The sequence below is a fragment of the Pontibacter rufus genome (assembly GCF_015694705.1).
Lineage (GTDB): Bacteria > Bacteroidota > Bacteroidia > Cytophagales > Hymenobacteraceae > Pontibacter > Pontibacter rufus.
Genome location: NZ_JADQDR010000007.1, coordinates 59,978 through 80,528, shown reverse-complemented (window position 1 = coordinate 80,528; position 20,551 = coordinate 59,978). Strand labels below are relative to the sequence as shown.

Here is a 20,551-nt window from a genome sequence, read left to right as displayed (position 1 = left end):
GATGATGCAAAAGAAACTATACCTGGTGGCAGCCCTTTGCTGCCTGTTGCTGATGCAGGCGTGCGGGCAATCATCCGGCAGTGCGTATCACCTCATGCTAAAGGGTATTTACAAAGATAATTTTCCACTTATTAAACCCGCACAATTAGCAGCACAGTTGCAGCAATCCGGTGGGCCAAAGCCTCTGCTGCTCGATATTCGCACACCCGCTGAGTTCCGCGTGAGCCACATCAAAGGTGCCCGCTTCGTAAACGCCGATAAATTTGATTTAAAGCAGGTACAGGACATTCCGAAAGATACGCCCATTGTAGTATATTGCTCCGTTGGCGCGCGTAGCCAGAAAATCGGGGAGGAGCTGAAAGAGGCTGGTTATCACCAGGTACAAAACCTATATGGCGGCTTGTTTGAATGGGTAAACGAGGGTTATCCGGTATACAACAGGCAGGGCAGGACCAACCGGGTACATGCTTATTCCAAAACATGGGGCGTGTGGCTGCAAAAAGGAGAAAAGGTGTATGACTGACAGGAGGCTGCTGTTGCTGTTTGTGCGTAATCCCGAACTGGGCAAAGTGAAGACGCGCCTGGCCACCACCATTGGCCCCGAAAAAGCGCTGGAAGTTTACCTGCACCTGCTGCAACATACGCGGCATGTAACGCAGTGCCTGCCGGTAGATAAGCGGGTATACTATACTGATAGAGTAGCGGAAAACGATCTCTGGCCTGAGGCGGAATACCAGAAGCGGTTACAGGCGGAAGGCGACTTAGGCCATAAGATGGAGGCTGCTTTTGCCGCCGCTTTTGCCGAAGGCTATACTTCGGTAGTCATCATCGGCAGCGACTGCCTGCAACTGACGCAGGAAATAGTGCAGCAGGCATTCGATAAGCTGCAGGCGCGTGATGTGGTAATGGGCCCCGCAGAAGATGGCGGTTATTACCTGCTGGGCATGAAAAAGCTATATCCTGCATTCTTCCGGAACAAACAATGGAGCACAGCAGAAGTCTTTCCGGCCACGCTTCAGGACATCGAACATTTACATTTAACTTGCGCCTTGCTGCCGTGCCTCTCGGATGTAGATTATGTGGAGGATTTAGGAACAGATTTCGGTTTGAACTTCTCCTTATAAAAGAACAAGACAGCTCTGGATCTGATGCCCTAATACGAATGTGTCTACCAAAGCCAGCTGCAAAGTATAAAATAAACAAAGAACAAAAATGCCTGCAACTATAGCTAAAAGCACCCTCACCTTTCTGACTGATTTAGCGGAGCACAACACGCGCGAATGGTTTAACGAACACAAAGGCCGTTATGAGGCCGCCCGCAAAGCGTATATTAATTTTCTCGATGAACTCCTGCAGGAGATGCAGCATTTTGAGCCTGCGGCGCGCGGGCAGCAGGGCAAAGACCTGGTGTTCCGGATTTACCGCGATGTGCGTTTCTCCAACGACAAACGTCCTTACAAAGATCATTTCGGCGCCTATATTGCCGAAGGCGGGCGCAAATCCGTGCTGCCGGGCTATTATATCCATTTGGCGGGCAACAACAATTCGTTCCTGGCGGGTGGGCTATGGTATCCCCCGGCGGAACAGCTCAAAGCAGTGCGGCAGGAGATTGATTATAACCTGGATGGATTTACAGGTATAGTGGAGGCGGAGGGTTTCAAGAGCCGCTTTGGCGCCCTGCAGGGCGAGCAGCTTAAAACCACGCCCAAAGGCTACGACAAAGACAACCCCGCCATCAATTACCTGCGCCACAAAAGCTGGAACGGCATCATGCCCCTGCCGGATGAGCTGGTGCTGCGCAATGATTTCCTGGAAGTAGTGCTTGCCGGATTTAAAGCCCTGAAGCCGCTGAATGATTTCCTCACAGCCCCGCTGCGGGAGCCGGAAAGCTAGTGGTGATCTGCACTTCCGGGTTTGTTTCAGTAGCAGCGCATTGCTTGCTGCTGGAAGTATAAATCGTTGCTGTAATGCTGTAATCAGGATATAAGTATAGCTATTGAACTGGCTCTATGCATCTGGCATCCTGAAAGAATCTTGTGGGCAAGCCGCTACTGCTTAACCTCCCGGAATATCCCTTTCAACCAAGATTCATTCAGGATGACAAAGAAAACCAAGTAGCATATTTCAAACTGCAATACTTTACTTCCAGCCACTGTTGGTGTTGTCACCAGCAATTTATACTTAAGTGCACCCATATAGGCGGTCTTCATATATGTTTTAATCTTAGCTATTGTATGGAGAAATTTCTCCATCCTCTACCAGAAAAGCTTTTTCTGCTGCGTCAAGTATGGCTTCCTTGCTGTCGGAGTAAGCTTCCACAATTTTGAAAGGCCGGCCTTTATAGTGTTCCTTTATTCTGCGTAGCTTTTCTTCCTGCTTGCAAGCTTTGCCCTGTACCAGGTAAGTGTCGTTTTCATACTTAACGATTGTCCCGGCCAGCCCGTCAATCGGGTATAGATCAAACAGAGGCTTTACATAGAGTTCAAGGCCACCGGTGGCGCAAAAAACTTCCACGCCATCTGCTTTCAGTTTGTCGAGGCGCTGTTTGAGCTCCTGATTGAATTCCTCCGGATATTCTTTCTCCCAAAACTCTTTAGCATAAGCCTCAACTTGCGCCGGCGGAATGTTATCCAGGTAGTTAAAAAAGTTTTCCTTAAATTCAGTCTGCCTTATCCGGTGCAGGTTTACCAGCAGTTTATAATAAAGCATCTGAAAATAGTACCTGGCATTCTGCGGCTTTTTGGTGCAGATAAATTTAAAGAATTCGTCCTTGGAGCTCTTGTTATAAAAAGTAAGATTCAGATCTATCACAACTACCTTTACTGCTTCTTCGCGGTTAGCCATTGCCTTTGGTTTGGGTTTAAGGTATCACGTATAAGCCGGCTGCTTTGTTCGTGTTTGGCGATGAATTGTTGCAAATAAGAAGTCAGAGGTGGCTGCAGGTTTGCCTTCCTGGTGGTTCCAGTTAGATATCAAATTTCCTCTTACTTTATACCTTTAGACAGGATGTAGGCAAACTGAACGCCTGCAGCCGGGTAAACCTGGCTGTTGTTGAAGTCGAAATCGGTGGCATAACCCAGGCCCAAGTGCATGTTGAAAATAAACTTTTGCCCGAGCGGCCGCTGTATGCCCCAGTGTATTTCGTGGAGCAGCGTTCTGTTTAAGGGATTAATCATTTCCTCCCATGCATTGCTCCTGAACACCCGGTTGGTGGTATACTTCGTCTGGAAAGCTACGTAATTGCCTGTGTTATGCAGGATTGATTTTGATTTGATCAGCCTTTTACGACGATTGTAAGTATACTTAAATTCTGATCTGAAATAGGCCACAGGCTGGTTGATGATGAATGAACTGTTGAAGTCATTCGCATTTCCGCTGTTTTCCAGGTAATACCCGCCTCCCAGTCCGCCGCTTAAATTCAGCGACCACTTCTCAGCAAACGGCACTTCATACCCAAGCCCCAATCCATGCAGTCCCAGCTCTAGTTTAAGCAGCCTGTCCAGTGCTACAGTTTGTGTTGCTTCCTCTGTTTGCGCCAATGCTTTGATGCTGCAAATGGAAAGTATGATTAGCAGGTAGATCTTTCTCATGGTTGGGTGGGTGTGCTTGGTTATAATACCTGATGTGGCTACCGCCTGTTCTTTTCTATTTTTTCGTTCAGGTCATGCTCTAACTCTTCAATAGAGGGGAGCTGCGTTTTTATATTTTCAGGAATTGCCTGGGTCAACTTGTATTCACTTATGCCCATAGGTTTATTAATGTCTCTCAGGGCGTATTCAGCTTCTATTTTATCTTTCTTCTTACACAGGAGTATTCCAATAGTAGAGTTGTCATGTGGTTTTTTTATCTGGCTGTCTACTGCCGAAAGATAGAAGTTAAGCTTACCCGCATATTCTGGTTTAAATTTCCCTGCTTTAAGTTCGATGACTACGTAACTGCGCAGGTCTAAGTGATAGAACAATAAATCTATGAAGTAGTCAGTTTCACTTATTTCGATTTTATACTGCCTACCCACAAACGCAAAGCCTTTGCCCAGTTCCAGCAGGAACTCTGTTATGTTGGCTGTTAACTCATTTTCTATTTCTCTTTCCAATGCCTCATCATGCAGGCCGAGGAAGTCGAAGTTGTAAGGGTCTTTAAAGGTTTGGGAAGCAATCCGGGACTGTTGCTCAGGCAAGGTGCTATCAAAGTTATGTGTAGTATTTCCTGTGCGCTCTACCAGCCTGCTATCCAATTGCATCTCAAGGACATCTCTTGACCAACCGTTCTTTATAGCCGCTTCACAATAAAATATGGCATCTGCAACATCCTTTATCTTGGAAACGATAAGCCGGTTATGTCCCCATGGCAATTGTGCCACAGCTTGTGGCACAAAATCATACTGCTGCGAATAGAATTGATACCATTGCTTTATCGCGTATAAGTTTCTGCGGGAAAAACCTTTGAGGTCGGGAAACTCATGCCTCAGGTCTGTAGAAATTTGTTCTATAATCTTAGAACCCCAATTTGAATTTCCCAGCTTCTCAGAAATATCTTTCCCTAAATCCCAGTATAGCTCTATTAGTTGCGCATTTACTGATAAAGCAACTTTGATTCTGGCTGACTGAATTTTAGATTTTAGCGCTTTAATCCAGGTTCTATACGCAATAATATGCTCGCTATCTTCAATCATATTACCAGATTAAGTATTGTAAACAGAATCTAAAGTTTTTCAAATATGCCCAAAACGGACTTGTGTAGACGATGTGTGAGGAGTAGCCGACGCTTTGCTCATGTGCTTTGTTAGGTAAATCAATTTCATTCGACTATTTAGTTTTGTTCAGCGACCTATAAACCAAATACCACATAACAAAGAACATTATAGCTTGAATAAGTAAAGCCAAGCCAAATCTTTCAGGCTCCATATAAAGTAAACCAAAGCTAGCGAAGGTCACAGGGAGAGTTATAAGCGCACCAAAAAACGCCCAGTCACCATATAAAGGCGAATCTGCGTACATAGACAAAAGGCACAGCGTACCCACACCCACATATATAAGCGAGATAAAAAAAGCTTTCTGAGAAGCCGATTTCTGTACATCATCCATTCTTCAACTTTACTCCTTTTTCTATGACTTTTATTTTACCTAATTATCCGTCAAAGGGAAAACTATTCAGCATATTTGTATTTTTTGAAAAATAAGCCGAATAAACTTCATGCTAAATATAGATAAAATCAGCAGCTATAAAATCATTCATCATTAAATTATTCTAATCCTTTCCTATTGCTTCAATCTGTCAGATTAGCATGGCGGCGCTGCCGGTAAAGGTATAATTCTATGAGCAGCCAGACGAAAACGATGCTATACTCGATAGCAACCAGCAAGAGATTTTCCTGGTAAGCTGGTGTTTGGTAGGCAGCGTAGCTAAGTATAGCCAGGCCCGACCACACCACGGCAAACCGGAAATGGCTGACCACTGTAAGGGCCAGCAGCGTGGTGATATACCAGGGATGCACGGTGGTAGCCAGGAACAGGTACACGGCCAGGGCTGCTGCCATGTAGCCCATCAGCCTGCGGGTGGAGCCCAGCCTTTTAACGGCGGCCATCGACAGCACAGCGCCCAGCGTAACCGCCGACAGCAAAGGGCCAATAACCATAATCAGGTTGAAGCCTGCCAGCCGGAAACCGAGCCAGCGCAGCACGTAATACAGGCTGGCATTAAACTCGAACTTCTGGAAGTATAAGTTCACGCTTTTCAGAATGTGCCTGAGTACCTCCGTAGATACTAGCGGGTAAAACACGGCCACTACTGTTGCCAGCATTATGGTTCCGAAAATCATAAATCTTTGCAGGCCAAGGCGGCGGAGCACCAGGGGCAGAAACAACAGGGGCAATAGCTTTACGCCCACGGCCAGCCCGAAAGCAAGGCCCGCAGGAAGCAGCCGCAGGTAGAAAAGCTGCAACAGCGCCAGCAGCAGGAAAAAAATCATAAGTGCCTCAAAGTGCAGGTTGCCGATGAGTTCTATAATCACGAGCGGGTTAAGCGCATAGAGCAGCACGTGTTTTTCGGGCAGGGCCATTTTGCGCAGCAGCAGGCGCAGCAACAGTATATTGCCCGCATCGGCCAGCAGCAGCACCAGCCGGATAATAACCACATTGCCCACCAGGTTACCAGGAAACAACTTTATAGCCAGCCAGCCCACCGCCTGCGCTACCGGCGGGTACACACTGTAGTAATCCTGCGAGTTCAGGTGCTGGTATAATTCCTGCGTTATACCAGAAATCTGCATTATATGCGGCTCCAGCAACTGACTGGGCAGGTATAAGTATGGGTTACTGCCTGCAGCCAGCAAACGGCCATCCCACACAAACCGGAAATAATCATCGGAGAGGGCGGGCACGGCAAAGAGCAGCAACAGCCTGAAAAGTATAGCCGCCGCCATGCCATACCAGAGGTTGAGTTTGTGGTTGATGAGATAAAGGTAAGCCCCGAAGCAAAAAGTGAAGAGCAGCAGCAATTGCGTAAATTCTGTGCGTTGCGTGGCATAACCCAGCGCAAGGTAGGCCACTGCCGACAAAGCCATTAAAGTATAGGTGGCCGTGTTGCTCCGGGGTATGTTCATGCGCGGCTGCTATGAAAAACGGAGTACGAGAACACCATGCCGAAGCCCAGCGTGAGCAGGACGTGGAACGGCAGAAACCCGAAATCGTGCAGCCGGAAATCCGCCCAGATCCCGAAAACAAAGTATAACGCTAATAATCCTTCCAGCCCCGTCAGCAGGCTTATACTTTCCATAGTATAGGCACGGTGCCGCCATGAGTCTTTTGGCTGGGCCAGGTTATACTTGGGCGTCCGGATGAAGGGTGTTTTGCGGCCCAGGTAACCTTCCAGCACTGCCAGGCTGTTGTGCAGCGACAAGCCCATAGAGATAGCCAGGAACAGGAAAAAGTCAGGTATAAAGCATTGTGCGGTTTTCCGGGCAGAATGCGTTTGCTGGTACAGCGCCGTCCAGTAAAACCCGATAAGTGCCAGCAGGCTCAGCAGCAGCAAAGCGCCCATGTTAAACAGGATATCCAGCTCCGGCAGATTATTTTTGATGTACAGCATCGGCACGCTTAGTATAGCCATGAGGAATACGCAGATAAATACGCCGCTGTTGAGCAGGTGAAAAAACGCATGCAGCCTGGTACTAACCGGCAGCGATGCTTGCAGCACACGGGTCAAATGTTTGCGGGCTGTTTCGGCGGCTCCTTTCGTCCAGCGGAACTGCTGCGATTTTAACGCACCCATGTCTGGAGGCAACTCGGCCGGCGTTTCTGTTTCTTCCAGGTACACAAATTGCCATCCTTTCAGTTGGGCGCGGTAGCTGAGGTCGAGGTCTTCGGTAAGCGTATCGGACTGCCAGCCGCCTGCATCCTCAATGCAGGCGCGCCGCCACAGGCCGGCAGTGCCGTTAAAGTTCATGAAGTGCCCGCCGCTGTTGCGCCCCACCTGCTCCACTGTAAAATGTGCATCCAACCCGAAAGCCTGCAGCCTGGTGAGCAGCGAATAACCGGCATTGAGGTGGCCCCAGCGGGTCTGCACCATTCCGGTGGCCGGGGAAGTGAAGGAGCGGAGCGTTGTTTTCAGGAAATTGGGAGCAGGTACAAAATCGGCATCAAAAATGGCGATAAACTCACCGGTAGCCGTTGCTAAAGCATCCTGCAGGGCACCAGCCTTGTAGCCTGTCCGGCTGGAGCGGCGGATGTGCTCAAAGCAGATGCCGCTTAAGGTATATTCCTGCAGTTTTGCTGCGATAATGGCTGTTGTTTCGTCGGTGGAGTCGTCGAGGATTTGTATTTGCAGGCGGTCGTGCGGGTAATCAAAAGCAACCACAGCGTCCAGCAGGCGTTCTATCACATAGCGCTCGTTGTATACGGGGAGCTGCACCGTAATCATGGGCAAATCCTGGTTTGGCAGGGTCGTACTAGCTGCTGCTGGCAGGTGGTTTTTCCGGCGCCAGTACATAATGGTGAGGTGCAGCTGTATCATACTATAGCAGAAAATAAAAGCAAGACAGCAACCATAAACCGTTATCACCATCACATCCAGTATACTCATATTTGCTGCTGCCGCTACATGTATTTAAAGATAGTAAAAATAATTTTATAGCCTGCTGAAAGCGTGCCTTTCACGGTGCCGGAAATTTTGGAGAACCCGATGCGTTTGCGGTAGTTTACCGGCACCTCGGTGTAGCGGATGCCGTGCTTTGCTGCTTTGGCCTGCATCTCCACCGTCCAGCCATAGGTGCGGTCGCGCATATCCAGCGCCAGCAGCGTATCCAGGCGTATAGCCCGGAAAGGGCCCAAATCGGTAAAAGATGCATTATAAAACAGGCGCAGCAGGGTTGTAGCCAGCCAGTTGCCGAATAGCTGCTGCGGCAGCATGGCCCCGTACTGCCGCTTGCCCAGGGCGCGGGAGCCAATCACAAAATCTGCCTCGCCTTCCAGTATAGGATGTAATAACCGGGGCATCTCTTCGGGATAATCCGAATAATCGCCATCCAGAAACACGATGATGTCCGGGCGGGTAGCAGCAGGCTTGGCTGCAACGTAGGCAATACCAGCCAGGCAGGCGTTGCCGTAGCCGGATACAGGTTGTTGCAGCACCGTAGCACCCGCTGCCTGGGAGGAGGCGGCGGTCTGGTCGGAGGAATTGTTGTTGACCACCACGATGTCGTCTGCCAGCCCGTCGGGAATAGCTGCTATTACTTTGGCAATGGATTTTTCTTCGTTGTAAGCAGGTATAATGACGTTTATTCGGGGCATAGCGGGTGTGCGTGGCACAAAGATGCTGATTTTATGTGTGGTAAACTATAGAACGATGGCTGTTGCGGACTTTTGATAAACACGTCCAGCTAAGCTTACCTTTACAACTATAACATAATGCAGCGGTATATGTTATCAACAATATAAAGCAACAACAATGAAAGAGAACCCTGTGAAAGTGGGCGACAAGGCCCCGGATTTTGAACTGCAGCGGCAGGACGGCAGCATGTTCAGCCTCTATGATTTGCTGAAAGAGAAAAACGTGGTGCTATACTTCTACCCGAAGGACAACACGCCGGGCTGTACCAAACAAGCCTGTGAGTTCCGGGACCAGTATGAGGTGTTTCAGGAGCAGGGGGCAGAGGTCGTGGGCATCAGTTCCGACAGCGTGGCATCGCACCAGCGGTTCGAGCAGGAGTTCCATTTGCCTTTCCTGCTGCTCAGCGACAAAGGTGGCCGCATTCGCGACCTGTATGGCGTACCGCGCAAATTAGGTCTGCTGCCCGGTCGCGTTACCTACATCATCGATAAAAAAGGAATCGTGCGGTATATCTTTAATTCCATGACCAAGCCGCTGGAGCATGTGAGCACGGCACTGGAGGTATTGAAGGATTTAGAGGAAGTATAGGTTAGATAAAGCTTGTAGATAATAATCTCGCTTCGTAGAAAATATTCTTTACAAATTTGAGGTTACAAAATTCATTGTTAGCTTTTCGCCTCGCCGGCTGGGCCCTACTTTTCTCCTTGATGAGAAAAGTAGGCAAAAGAATCAAGACCCTCCAAACTCGCTGAACGCTCGAACAGTGAAGGCTCATAAAATGCACATGGCAGATATTGCTTTGTTTTAGCCTCCCTTCTTTTAAGTATGACCCTTTGTAAAGCACGCCGGATTATTGTGAAAGTATAAAGGTATACAGGGCAACTGCTGTGCTTACTTTTATACTTTTTTCCGGCGTTGTTACTCCAGTTGAAGCAAGCGGCCGTCGTAGTATTCTGCGCTGATAAAGCCAGCTTCTTTGTTATACAGCAGACGTTTCAGGTCGGTGGGTTTGGTGCTGTCCGGCTTCACCTCAAATACATTGGTGTAGTTTGCCCCATTTACCTGTAGCACAGGGTATTGGGGATTTTTCTCCTCCAGTTCCCAGGAACCCTCGTTTTCTGCTGCCACCTGCACTATAAAATTGTCAGGACTGCGGCGGATGAACATGCCCAAAGGCGGATACTGGTGTTTGGTGTCCTAAATGATGCAGGATGCTTCCTCATTTTGTTTATCGATGCACTTGTCGGCAGTACTGTATCCTTCGGCAGGCACGTATGCTGTTGTGGCGCTTGTACAAGTATACAGCACTGTTGTCCCAGACTCATTTACAAACCGGACGCTGCTGCCCTGTTCGTATGGCAGCCACGTCCGGTCTTCAGACTTCAGCTGCGTAATAGTGGGCTTATCGCATTTGCTGCAGGAGCCGAGAAGCATCAGGCTGAAAAGCAGAGCCGGAACCAGGGGAAATAGCTTTTGCATGTTTAAAGGAAACGTTGGAAGTATGCATTACCCGTTCTGGCGTTCGAAGGCGCCGCCACTATAATAATGCCACGGATGTCGCAACCTTCCAGTGCCAGGTTATGGTAGCTGACTGGCTGCTGCCCGAAAGCAAAAGAGCCGGCCAGCACAAAAAGTATACACATCACGTTTTTCATCATCCGAAGCATTGCCAAAATAGGCTGGTATACTTTCAAAGATAATCAATCTGCGATAATACTTAATGCTGATCGGCTCTTGTTTAAAGCTGTCTGCCCGCTTAATTCTTTACAGGAATAGGTTGTGGCTGCAGTTTTGGCCCCAGGCCCAGCCAGCGCAATATATCTGCCAGTATACCTGACAAAAGAATGCCTGTTCCTACAGTCTGGTTAGTAATTCTATGCTGTGGCAGTATAGAACTAAGCCGAACCTTTATAAAATATAATAATCGGGTTATCAATAAGATTATGTTTGATGAAATCATTTCTATCAGCTCCATTATTTCGTTGTTTTTAGATCTCAGCCCAAAAGAGTTTTGCCTCTGGGTATACTTAGTTAAACTCTGATATCAGTTAAATGTTATTTAACTTTTTGAAGATAAGCATTTACTTTCATAAGTACAGGCTTATTATCTAATTGTATTTTAAACCCATTGCCAATTTTGTGCCAGATCTGCGTTCTACAAAGCCTCCCGGCAGCGCGGCCAGGGGCAGCAGTGGCACTGTAATCCCGGCCGGGATATTAAGCCTTGAGTATAGCCGATTAAATACAGATAATGCGAAACCAGGTGGATGAGCCAGGTATGGCCTGATGTGCCGTTCGCCTGGTCTTGGTAAGCTGAAATCCGGCCGGGTATTGCTGTATGTTCAGGGAGCAGTAGCAGGTATACCGGAGCGTTTTAGTAATTGCAGCAGGATGTCGGTAAGGTAACTGCCGGCATGAGGACCAAAGAAATTCATGGCCCGCGCCTCATACTTGTGCAGCTGGTAGTGCTCGTCCGGAATAATGTAGCCTACGTAGCCGCCGTTAAAGCCTGTTAGCAGCACATGCTGGTTCTGCCGTGCGGCCTGCGCCTCCAGCAACGGCATAAACTCCCCCGAATAATCGGCAGGTACGCCCAGCAGCACGATGTTGCCCAACTGCAAAAGGTTTACAGATGCAGTATACTTACCAAAGAAAGTATAAAACAAGCCCGGCGCAAAACGCCGGTGCTCGCCGATGCGCCATTGCGGCTGCGGCAGGTAGAGGGGCCTCTGGGCGGAACCGAGCCTGAAAGTATAAGCCATGGCAACCTGCGGCAACTTGCGCTGTATGGCTTGTGCCAGCTGGCGTCCTACTGCTGCCGTACTCTCAAACGTTTCGCCGGTATACACGGCCTGGTGGCTGCCCACGGCTCCGGCTGCAAAGGCAGCAAAAGTCACTTCCTTTTCCAGCGCATCTACCAGCTCGCCCGGATAATCCCTGGAAAGCACAGGCTGCATAGACGGCAGGATGGTAGGGTGGGCCGCAAACGTACAGAGTATAGCCGTGTTGCCGTCTGTTTGTTCAAATTTGATAAAGCGAAGGGTAGAATCGAGGTTGGCGGTAGCGCCGGTAAGGCGGTTGCGGACCAGCGCTGCAGCGCTCACCTGGCCGTAGCCGATGCGGGCGGGCTGCCGGTTTTGCTGCGCGAGTTGTATACTTTGCAGAATGGCCTGTACTGTTTGCTGTACTACCTGTGGGTTATACTTACCTGCCATGATGCGCCCGGCCAGCTTTCTCTGCCAACCGCCAAAGCTGGTGTGAGTATGGGTGGCCGTCAGGTATACCTGGCCGGGTTGCAGGCCCAGTTTCGGATATGCCTGCTCCAGTAACGCTGCTACGCGCATGGGCGCAATCAGCATGTCCAGCGACACAAGGTAAGCCTGGCTGCTGCCGTTGCTGAAGGCGAAAGTGCGTGCCCAGGCGGAGTCGTGTACCTGCTCGTACCGCATGCCGCGCCGCTTGCCATAACCTGCCATCGGAGTGCCCACGGGTGGCGTAATGTTTACTTTTGCCCAGCCCACCTGCAGGGTATCGCCTGTAGTGGCTTCTGGCACTGTTTGCTGCAACTGGTCAATTGTTTTTTTGTAATAGGCGGTTTGTGCGTAAGGCCTTTCGTCCAGTCGCGGTACCACGCAGCTTTGGCACAGCAGCAGCAACCAGCACAGGCAGCCGGAGAGGGAAGTATAACAATGGATGCGTTTCAACATGGCGAAGATAATACATCTGCCTCTTACAGCACAAAATATAAAGGCTGCTTATCATTCACCTGACAAAAATAAATCTGATGACTCTTTTTGCTGATTATCAACATACTTCTATATGTATAAATTTGAATAAACTGTTTTGACTGCTTCTTCGTAAAGTATAATATGATGTGGTGGTTAATTATATTAGGTTTTATTGCTGCAGGCGCTTTCTGGTTGCTTTTCCAGCCCGACAGCTTCAGAGACTACTTCAGGCATATGGAGGCGCACCGACGTCACTGGCGGCGCCAGCGCAACCGGCGGAGGGCTTCTGCAAACGCCCGTTAGTATTTGCGGTACAGGCTTTTTATGCTTCCGGCAAGTATAATGCAGTCATTTATACTTGCCGAAGCATGAGAGATCATTGTGCTTATGCACCACAGATAACAGCGGCTTTCTCTCCGGTATTGTCCCTTATACCCACTTTATACTTTGCCAGACACTGGCGGCAGGCATTCCGGTTTCCAAACCATACTTCGCTTATACTTTTCCCGGCATACTTCCCTGCCAAACAAGCATAACAACATCAGCATGAAGATATTGTGTCATTCTCCTGGATGGAGTAGAGGCGGCGGAAAAGTAAAAAGATGTATTTACCAGGGCACTTGTTTCTGTAATCGGCCAATATGCTTTAAATTTGCCGGCTGCTAACGAGCCGAATCAAAACTGAAAGCGTTGGAACGAGAGCGGCAAAGGCAGGTGCTTTGTCCTTCATCTTTTGTTTATTTCCCAAACTATACAATGGAATTGAATTTAGAACATCTTTTAAAGATTGCCACCGAACTTACCATTACTATTAAGCAGGTAGAGGCCACCGCTGCGCTGTTGGATGAGGGGGCTACCGTGCCGTTTATTTCCCGTTACCGCAAAGAGGCCACTGGTTCGCTGGATGAAGTGCAGATTGCCGCCGTCCGCGACAGGCTGGAGCAGTTGCGCGAACTGGACAAGCGCCGCGAAAGCATCCTTAAATCCATTCGCGATCAGCAGAAGCTGACGCCGGAACTGGAAGCGCAGGTTATGGCTGCCGAAACCATGGCTGCCCTCGAAGATATTTACCTGCCTTACAAACCGAAGCGCCGCACCAAAGCCACCATCGCCCGTGAAAAAGGCCTGGAGCCGCTGGCGGAGTATATTTTTCAGCAGGAGAACTTTGATGTGGAAGCTGAGGCTGCCAATTTTATCTCTGAAGAAAAAGAGGTGAAAGACACTGCCGAAGCGCTGGCCGGCGCCCGCGACATTATGGCCGAATGGATAAACGAAAACGCCGAAGCACGCGCCGCCATGCGCCAGCTGTTCGAGAAAAAAGGCGTGTTTAAAAGCCGTGTGATGGCGGGCAAGGAAGAAGAAGGCCAGAAGTATAAAGATTACTTTGAGTGGGAGGAGCCGATAGAGAAGTCGCCGTCGCACCGCATACTGGCCATGCGCCGCGGTGAAGCCGAAATGATACTGATGCTTAGTGCGCAGCCCGAAGAGGAAGCCGCACTGGCGAAACTGGAGGATATATTTGTGCAGGGCAACAACGCTGCTTCGGAGCAGGTGAAGCTGGCGATAAAAGAAAGCTACAAGCGTTTGCTCAAGCTAAGTATGGAAACCGAAGTACGCTTGAGTTCGAAAAAGCGCGCCGACGAAGAAGCCATACGCGTGTTTGCCGATAACCTGCGCCAGTTGCTGCTGTCCTCGCCGCTGGGCCAGAAAACCGTGCTGGCATTAGATCCGGGCTTCCGGACAGGCTGCAAACTGGTGGTGCTGGATAAGCAGGGCAAGCTGTTGCATAACGAAAACGTGTACCCGCACACCGGGCAGTACAAGGCGCAGGAAGCCGGACAAAGTATTAAAAGCCTGGTAGATAAGTATGAGGTGGAGGCCATCGCTATTGGCAACGGCACTGCTAGCCGCGAAACAGAAGCGTTCGTGAAAAGTCTGAAGCTACCCGCATCGGTGCAGGTGGTAATGGTGAACGAAAGCGGCGCTTCCATTTATTCGGCTTCGGATGTGGCCCGCGAGGAATTTCCGGATCAGGATGTTACCGTGCGTGGTGCCGTTTCTATTGGCCGCCGCCTGATGGACCCGCTGGCAGAACTGGTGAAACTCGATCCTAAATCCATTGGCGTTGGCCAATACCAGCACGACGTAGACCAGTCGGCTTTGAAGCACTCGCTGGATGATGTGGTGATGAGTTGCGTGAATGCGGTGGGCGTGGAAGTGAACACCGCCAGCAAGCAACTCCTAACGTATGTATCGGGCCTGGGGCCTGCATTGGCGCAGAACATTGTGGATTACCGCAACCAGAACGGCCCGTTCCGCACACGTACCGAGCTGAAAAAAGTAGCCCGCTTAGGTGATAAAGCCTTTGAGCAGGCGGCCGGTTTCCTGCGCATCCGCGATGCTGTAAATCCGCTGGATGCTTCTGCCGTACACCCCGAAAGCTACCCGGTTGTGGAGCAGATGGCCAAAGACCTGGGCGTAACGGTTCTGGATTTAATGCAGAAAGAAGAGTTGCGCAAGCAGATCAACCTTAAAAAATATGTGACAGATACGGTGGGTCTGCCGACTTTGCAGGATATTGTGAGCGAACTGGCCAAGCCTGGCCGCGACCCGCGCCAGACTTTCGAAGCCTTCAGCTTTACAGAAGGTGTGAACGAAATAAACGATCTGCGTGCCGGTATGAAACTGCCCGGCATCGTAACCAACATCACGGCTTTCGGCGCCTTTGTAGATTTGGGTGTGCATCAGGATGGCCTGGTACACGTAAGTCATCTCTCTGATCGTTTTGTAAGCAACCCGCACGAGGCGGTGAAAGTAGGTCAGAAAGTAGAGGTAACCGTGTTGGAAGTGGATGTAAACCGCAAGCGGATCTCGCTAAGTATGAAAGGCGACCCGAACGCCGCGCGGCCTGCAGGCGGTGGTAGTGCTAAGAAGGGCGATGGCCGCAAAGAGAAAGAAGAAGCGCCGATGGATGATTTTCAGGCGAAGCTGGCCAAGCTGAAAGGCATGTTTAAATAGACAATTTGCAGGTAAACTGGCGGGAATAAATCAGGCTCAATTTTTTACTTTCTGCAAGAGCCTTGGTAAAAAGTAATGAAGCGCCCGCTAGATGCTTTGAAACCTCGTGTTGCCAAAAGTGGATGCTGTATTTAATAGTACAAGGGCCCAGTAATTATTACCGGGCCCTTGTACTATTAAGTCTTGAGAAGAGCCTTTTCTATAGCTTTACTACCCTTTGTACAAGTGCAAAGCCTTTTACTTCGAATTTTACGTAATAGAAGCCCCTCTTAAAATTATTCAGATCCAGCCTGATCATGCCACCTGCTGCTGCCATTTTTTCTTCCAAGGCCACTCTGCCCATGCCGTCCAGTACTGTAATGGTAAGCGGAATATTAAGGGGCGGGAAAAAAATAGTGTAGCGGCCGTCAATGCTGGGGTTCGGATATATCAGCAACCTGCCGAAAGCGATAGGCTTGCTTTTTTTATCTACCCGTATAGTTTGCCGGTACTGCTGCATCATCCCGTTTTTGGCGGAGCCGCGCAGCGTAAGGGTATACGTGCCGGCTTTGCCATAAGTATGTGCCGGCGAAGTATAGTTACTGACTGTGCCGTCGCCGAAAGTCCAGTAATACAAACTGGCGCCTGAACTTTTATTTTGGAGCTTCACTGTAAGATCATCTTCCGTTTCATCAAACCTCACCCTGGGCAGCGGGCCCGTAACCGGCAGGTTTACGGGTACAGCATCATAAATCTGTTTCAGTTTGATATACTTCTGCATAAAGGGATTGGCCTGCAGCGTCTGTCGCTCCAGGGTTAGGAAACCCCAGGGGCTTTCAGCGGGCGGCGCATAAGAAGGGTAGTTCCAGTGTGTCTGCATAACGCTATGGTTGGCCACGTCCTGCAGCGCCGGTACTTCTGAGGGATGCGCCAGGCCAAAAGCATGGCCCAGCTCGTGTGCCATCGTACCGTGTGGCACCGCCGGCCAGGCATCTACCCCAACGCCTCCCGAGTAGTAGCTGTTAAATTGCGGAAAATTTTCGATGGCGGCCATGGCTACGCCGCAATAGCCGTCGCACCACTGAGCGCCCAGCCCTAAACCATAGCGGTTACCGGATTTAACCCAGAGGCTGGCCACCGTGCCGTTTTTCCAGATGGGTTGTCCCTGTGCCTGCATTTCGGGCAGCAGCTTGCCCCACCAGTCGCTCTGGTAATAGCTGGTTTCCTGTTTGCACCTGTACACCTGCACTGTATCTGGGTAAGAAAAAGTAAATGTAACCCCGCCGGTGTTTAGCTGGTACCAGGCCTGTATCTCACGCATCACTTTCACAATTGCTTTGTACTCCGCATCACTGTAGGGGGCGTCTTTCGGAAGCACATAAATAACTGCCACACGGTTGGCATTCGTCTGGCTTTGTGCACTTTCAACCGATTGCATACGCGAAACCTGCAGGCTTTGCAGCGCCGGGTTAGGGGTCCTAGTACAATTCAGGGCTTGGGAGCCGGTTTGCGCGAAAATCCGTCCATAAAATAATACAAAAAGAAACGTGAAGCGTAAAGTTGTTCTCATTACAAAAATTTAAGGGTATAATTATATAAGTAAAACAGGTAGCGCCAAATGCAAAAGCATCGGTACTGGGATGTAGCATTAAAACTGCCGTTATAGGATACTATGTACAATTATGTTTACTATTTCCAAGGTATGAGGTCATAAATAATGGTGTAAGTTGCTTTTTTATGGGTGGTAACCAGTTAATAGATAGGCAATGAATATGGTAAAATATGTATATGAGCGTATGAATAAACAAAGGCGGCTGTCAGATATGGAATAGGAGAGTCGCTTATACTGATGATAAACGTAGCTGCCTGAGAGGGCTGCATTCCGGTATTATCTATATTTAGCCACCTGCCAGAAGTCGTAACTTTGCTGCGTTGCTGCTGCTGTCGCTCTTGCCATTATAGCATATCTTGTGGAGGCGGGTTTTTCGCTATAATTACTGTTAACCACCAGGGGTGCAGTAAAAGACGTATAACTGGTGCATAATTTGCTGATGACGGAGTAGACAGATGAGACAGGATGAAGACGCAAACAATAATTTATACTTTACTGCTGCTGGTGTTGAGTTTGGGTTGCCGCCAGGTCAGCGATTTAAAAGCCTTTACAGAGGCAACTTACAGTTTAAGCGAGGTGCACGATGTAAAGCTCGATGGGATAGACGTAATGCAGAAACGCAGCCCCAATGATTTTACGACGCAGGAGGGCGACAGCTTGCTTGCCTCTATCTCTGATAACACGCTGAAAGCCTCAACCACTTTATACCTACACGTACAGCTGCCCGCACCGGACGAGGCGAGTAGTATGACTGTTACCAGACTTGAATGGCAGCTACTGGTGGATGGCGAAGAGACGCTGACAGGTACGATAAACCAGCCAATGATCCTGCATGAAGGTCTGAATAAACTGCCGGTAAACACCAGTGTGCTGATGGCAGAGCAGGAAGGCATTCGCAACTATGAGGGCCTTTCAAAGCTGATGACGCTGCTTGCCAAAAAGCAGAACCTGCGCCGGAACCTGACACTGCAAATAAAACCAACTATAAAAACGCCGGTCGGGGATGTGGAGGCGCCCGGCTATATTACGGTGGGCCAACCTGCGCAAAGCTAAATCAACAGGAATTTTAGCTGAAATTAAGTCTTTTGTGGCACTTAAAAGCATTGTTATACTTCGGCAACTTTGATTTTAGTACGTTTTGCTAAATCAAATATGCTGTTCACCTAAACTTTGGCAGAAAACTTGCTTAGATAAGTTATCCTTCCTGCTGTATACTTGCTGAAGCTTTCTTCACGTTGCATGTAATACAACCGGAATCTTCGCTTTAAACACAAGGTAATATATGCAATACTTAAAAAAAATAACTTTTATACTGGGTTTGCTGCTGGCCCCGGTACTTACACAAGCTGCAGTGCAACCTGCTGCTGCACCTGCAACAACAACCGTGGCTACCACCGGCGCCCGCGATATTGTGCAGGAAATAATCAACGTGATAGGCCTCAAGCCCAGGTTTGAATTGCGCCCTGCCGACATTGACAATGCTGCCGCAGTAATCTACAACGGCCAGCGCTACATTCTTTACAACGAGGATTTTCTGGCAGCTATCAACAACGCGGTGCATACCGACTGGGCCGGTGTCAGTATTCTGGCGCACGAAATAGGCCACCACCTGAATGGCCATACTTTAAAAGGAGGCGGAAGCAACGTGGCCGATGAGCTGGAAGCGGATGAGTTCTCGGGTTTTGTCCTGCGCAAGCTAGGTGCCAACCTGGCAGATGCACAAGCAGCAATCAACCTGCTGTCGGAGGAGGGCAATTCCAGCACTCACCCGGGCAAAAGCTACCGGCTGGCCGCTATCAGCAAAGGCTGGCGCAAGGCCAACGATCAGCTGCTGGCCAGTGCCAAGTCGCCGCAGCCGGATAGCCGTGCTATTGTGAGCAGGCCGGCACAGCGTGCTCCACGGCAGACAGTACAACGCGTCAGCCTCGACAGCCGCCAGGTGCTGACTCGGGTTAACTTCAACGCTGCGCCCGATGAGCAGTTTTATTTAACGAAAAGCATGCAACTGGTGCACCTGACCGAGGAGGGCGTACAGGTAATCGGCGCGCTAAATGAAACCGGTGATTCAGATTATCCCTATTACTTCGAAACCGAGTACCAGCCGCTGTTCATTACGGCAGATGGTGTAGTCGTAAACCGCCAGGGAGAGCGCGTTGGCTACTTTTCATAACCAGGCAGTATAAATTATCCGGCAGCCACTCCTGTTTTCTGAGCAGGAGTGGCTGCTGCATTTAGGGCTTCACTTATACTTTTGCTAAATTGCCCGTTCAGGTAAAATCATTAAAGGTAAAAATATACATGACTCAGAAAATTAGAAACGGTGCGTTGCTGCTGGCCTTGCTGTTGCTGGGCTTTGCCTGTAAAACCAAAAACGACATAGATGCTTTTAAAGAAGCGGAATATAGCCTGGAAAGTATAGATGAGGTGCGCGTAAACGGCATTAACATGCTGGATAAAAAAGGCGCTCAGGACTTTTCTATGGCTGATGCCACGGCTCTTTTCATGGCTTTCTCTGATAATAGCCTTCAGGCGAAGTCAACGCTGGGGCTAAACGTAAATTTAGGCGAAGGCAACGAAGATCGCACCATGACGGTAACGCAGTTAAAATGGCAATTGCTGGTAGACGAGCAGGAGGCAGTGAGTGGTATTGTGCAGGAGCCGGTAGAACTTAAAAATGGACTGAATACAATTACGGTGAATACGCCCCTGAAATTTGCAGAAGTAAACGGCGGAGCCGATTTAAACAACCTGCTGCGCCTGACTACGCTGCTCAACAGCGAGAAAGAAAAGCGGCCGGATGTTATACTGCAAATTAAGCCGACCATCCAAACCTCTGTGGGGCCGGTGGAACTTCCTTCCTTTATCAACATCAAAAAGTAAACAACAGAGCCGGGCCCGCAAGTCCGGCTCTGTTACTTTATCAGAACCTTTAATGCAGCGAGGATGATTGTTATCTCTCAAATGCTGGCGGCGGGCAGGAGCGCTTTAGACATATCAGGCAAAGCCTCTTAAATCCCTTTGATTCTTCAGTAGCACATATATTCTAAATTACCATTCATCAAGGCCCGTCATTATTTGCTTCCGATCAATGCAGTGCGGCATGTTCCTTGTATTACAAGATTTGATTTCGTCATTTTTAACATCAAAGCCATGGAATATGAGGTGATACAGGCAGGCAATCTGCAGTTGCTGGCCAGCACAGTAAAAGCATACCTGCAAAAAGGATGGGTGCTGAAAGGTGAATTCTGGGAGCAGAATGGCACGTATGCACAGGAAATAGAGCGCAGCCTGACTATTACGGATCAATCTGCCAAAAACCTCCGGCTTGCTGCACAGCAGAAAAGCTGGATATCCTGGTCAACTTTCAGGGCTGCATAGGTTTGGCGGA

Annotated in this window: 23 protein-coding genes; 10 read left to right on the top strand and 13 right to left on the bottom strand. The window is 49.3% G+C overall.

Annotation, left to right across the window (positions count from 1 at the left end):
* Position 1 precedes the first annotated feature (1 nt).
* From I2I11_RS12850 to I2I11_RS12840, 3 genes are all read left to right on the top strand, one after another.
* A complete protein-coding gene (locus I2I11_RS12850; RefSeq protein WP_370582976.1) occupies positions 2–523 on the top strand; it encodes a rhodanese-like domain-containing protein in 522 nt (173 codons plus the stop codon).
* Positions 516–1,124, top strand: a complete 609-nt coding sequence (locus tag I2I11_RS12845; RefSeq protein ID WP_196268124.1) for a TIGR04282 family arsenosugar biosynthesis glycosyltransferase — start codon at positions 516–518, stop codon at positions 1,122–1,124. The genes I2I11_RS12850 and I2I11_RS12845 overlap by 8 nt, the downstream gene beginning before the upstream one ends.
* Positions 1,125–1,212: 88 nt before the next feature.
* Entirely contained in the window at positions 1,213–1,893 is a 681-nt protein-coding gene (locus tag I2I11_RS12840) for a DUF2461 domain-containing protein (protein WP_196268123.1), read from the top strand.
* Positions 1,894–2,223: 330 nt separating this feature from the next.
* On the opposite strand, the gene I2I11_RS12835 is transcribed toward I2I11_RS12840, so the two are convergent.
* The 7 genes from I2I11_RS12835 to I2I11_RS12805 form a co-directional block, all read right to left on the bottom strand.
* Positions 2,224–2,844, bottom strand: a complete 621-nt coding sequence (locus tag I2I11_RS12835; RefSeq protein WP_196268122.1) for a haloacid dehalogenase-like hydrolase — start codon at positions 2,842–2,844, stop codon at positions 2,224–2,226.
* Between the two features lie 140 nt (positions 2,845–2,984).
* Positions 2,985–3,590, bottom strand: a complete 606-nt coding sequence (locus tag I2I11_RS12830) for a hypothetical protein (RefSeq protein ID WP_196268121.1) — start codon at positions 3,588–3,590, stop codon at positions 2,985–2,987.
* A gap of 38 nt (positions 3,591–3,628) precedes the next feature.
* Entirely contained in the window at positions 3,629–4,672 is a 1,044-nt protein-coding gene (locus I2I11_RS12825) for a PDDEXK nuclease domain-containing protein (RefSeq protein ID WP_196268120.1), read from the bottom strand.
* A 133-nt stretch (positions 4,673–4,805) separates the two neighbouring features.
* Entirely contained in the window at positions 4,806–5,084 is a 279-nt protein-coding gene (locus tag I2I11_RS12820; protein WP_196268119.1) for a hypothetical protein, read from the bottom strand.
* Positions 5,085–5,266: 182 nt separating this feature from the next.
* Positions 5,267–6,601 carry an MptA/MptB family glycosyltransferase gene (locus I2I11_RS12815; protein ID WP_196268118.1) on the bottom strand — a complete coding sequence of 445 codons (1,335 nt, stop codon included), beginning with the start codon at positions 6,599–6,601 and terminating at the stop codon, positions 5,267–5,269.
* A complete protein-coding gene (locus I2I11_RS12810) occupies positions 6,598–8,079 on the bottom strand; it encodes a cellulose synthase family protein (protein ID WP_196268117.1) in 1,482 nt (493 codons plus the stop codon). The genes I2I11_RS12815 and I2I11_RS12810 overlap by 4 nt, the downstream gene beginning before the upstream one ends.
* 14 nt (positions 8,080–8,093) lie before the next feature.
* Complete coding sequence (locus I2I11_RS12805; protein WP_196268116.1) at positions 8,094–8,786, bottom strand: glycosyltransferase family 2 protein; 693 nt, start codon at positions 8,784–8,786, stop codon at positions 8,094–8,096.
* 157 nt (positions 8,787–8,943) lie between these two features.
* Between I2I11_RS12805 and I2I11_RS12800 the strand changes: the two genes are divergently transcribed.
* On the top strand, positions 8,944–9,414 hold the full coding sequence (locus I2I11_RS12800) for a peroxiredoxin (protein WP_196268115.1): 471 nt from the start codon (positions 8,944–8,946) through the stop codon (positions 9,412–9,414).
* Positions 9,415–9,744: 330 nt separating this feature from the next.
* Here I2I11_RS12800 and I2I11_RS12795 read toward each other — a convergent pair whose 3' ends face one another.
* The 5 genes from I2I11_RS12795 to I2I11_RS12775 all read right to left on the bottom strand — a co-directional run bounded on the left by I2I11_RS12795 (position 9,745) and on the right by I2I11_RS12775 (position 12,533).
* Positions 9,745–9,993 carry a hypothetical protein gene (locus I2I11_RS12795; protein ID WP_196268114.1) on the bottom strand — a complete coding sequence of 83 codons (249 nt, stop codon included), beginning with the start codon at positions 9,991–9,993 and terminating at the stop codon, positions 9,745–9,747.
* Between the two features lie 30 nt (positions 9,994–10,023).
* On the bottom strand, positions 10,024–10,305 hold the full coding sequence (locus I2I11_RS12790) for a hypothetical protein (protein WP_196268113.1): 282 nt from the start codon (positions 10,303–10,305) through the stop codon (positions 10,024–10,026).
* Positions 10,306–10,307: 2 nt separating this feature from the next.
* Entirely contained in the window at positions 10,308–10,499 is a 192-nt protein-coding gene (locus I2I11_RS12785; RefSeq protein WP_196268112.1) for a hypothetical protein, read from the bottom strand.
* 83 nt (positions 10,500–10,582) lie between these two features.
* Positions 10,583–10,801 (bottom strand): hypothetical protein, encoded by a 219-nt coding sequence (locus I2I11_RS12780; RefSeq protein ID WP_196268111.1) that lies wholly within the window; start codon positions 10,799–10,801, stop codon positions 10,583–10,585.
* Positions 10,802–11,168: 367 nt separating this feature from the next.
* Complete coding sequence (locus tag I2I11_RS12775) at positions 11,169–12,533, bottom strand: neutral/alkaline non-lysosomal ceramidase N-terminal domain-containing protein (RefSeq protein ID WP_196268110.1); 1,365 nt, start codon at positions 12,531–12,533, stop codon at positions 11,169–11,171.
* Positions 12,534–12,922: 389 nt separating this feature from the next.
* Between I2I11_RS12775 and I2I11_RS12770 the strand changes: the two genes are divergently transcribed.
* Positions 12,923–13,090: a hypothetical protein gene (locus I2I11_RS12770; protein ID WP_196268109.1), complete on the top strand. Its 168-nt coding sequence runs from the start codon at positions 12,923–12,925 to the stop codon at positions 13,088–13,090.
* 220 nt (positions 13,091–13,310) lie between these two features.
* Entirely contained in the window at positions 13,311–15,572 is a 2,262-nt protein-coding gene (locus I2I11_RS12765; RefSeq protein ID WP_196268108.1) for a Tex family protein, read from the top strand.
* 199 nt (positions 15,573–15,771) lie between these two features.
* Here I2I11_RS12765 and I2I11_RS12760 read toward each other — a convergent pair whose 3' ends face one another.
* A complete protein-coding gene (locus I2I11_RS12760; protein WP_196268107.1) occupies positions 15,772–17,121 on the bottom strand; it encodes a PKD domain-containing protein in 1,350 nt (449 codons plus the stop codon).
* 507 nt (positions 17,122–17,628) lie between these two features.
* Between I2I11_RS12760 and I2I11_RS12755 the strand changes: the two genes are divergently transcribed.
* From I2I11_RS12755 to I2I11_RS12740, 4 genes are all read left to right on the top strand, one after another.
* A complete protein-coding gene (locus I2I11_RS12755) occupies positions 17,629–18,216 on the top strand; it encodes a hypothetical protein (protein ID WP_196268106.1) in 588 nt (195 codons plus the stop codon).
* Between the two features lie 229 nt (positions 18,217–18,445).
* Positions 18,446–19,333, top strand: coding sequence for a M48 family metalloprotease (locus I2I11_RS12750; protein WP_196268105.1), 888 nt, complete (start codon positions 18,446–18,448; stop codon positions 19,331–19,333).
* Positions 19,334–19,461: 128 nt separating this feature from the next.
* Positions 19,462–20,043: a hypothetical protein gene (locus tag I2I11_RS12745; protein WP_196268104.1), complete on the top strand. Its 582-nt coding sequence runs from the start codon at positions 19,462–19,464 to the stop codon at positions 20,041–20,043.
* Positions 20,044–20,313: 270 nt separating this feature from the next.
* On the top strand, positions 20,314–20,541 hold the full coding sequence (locus I2I11_RS12740) for a hypothetical protein (protein ID WP_196268103.1): 228 nt from the start codon (positions 20,314–20,316) through the stop codon (positions 20,539–20,541).
* Positions 20,542–20,551: the final 10 nt, after the last annotated feature.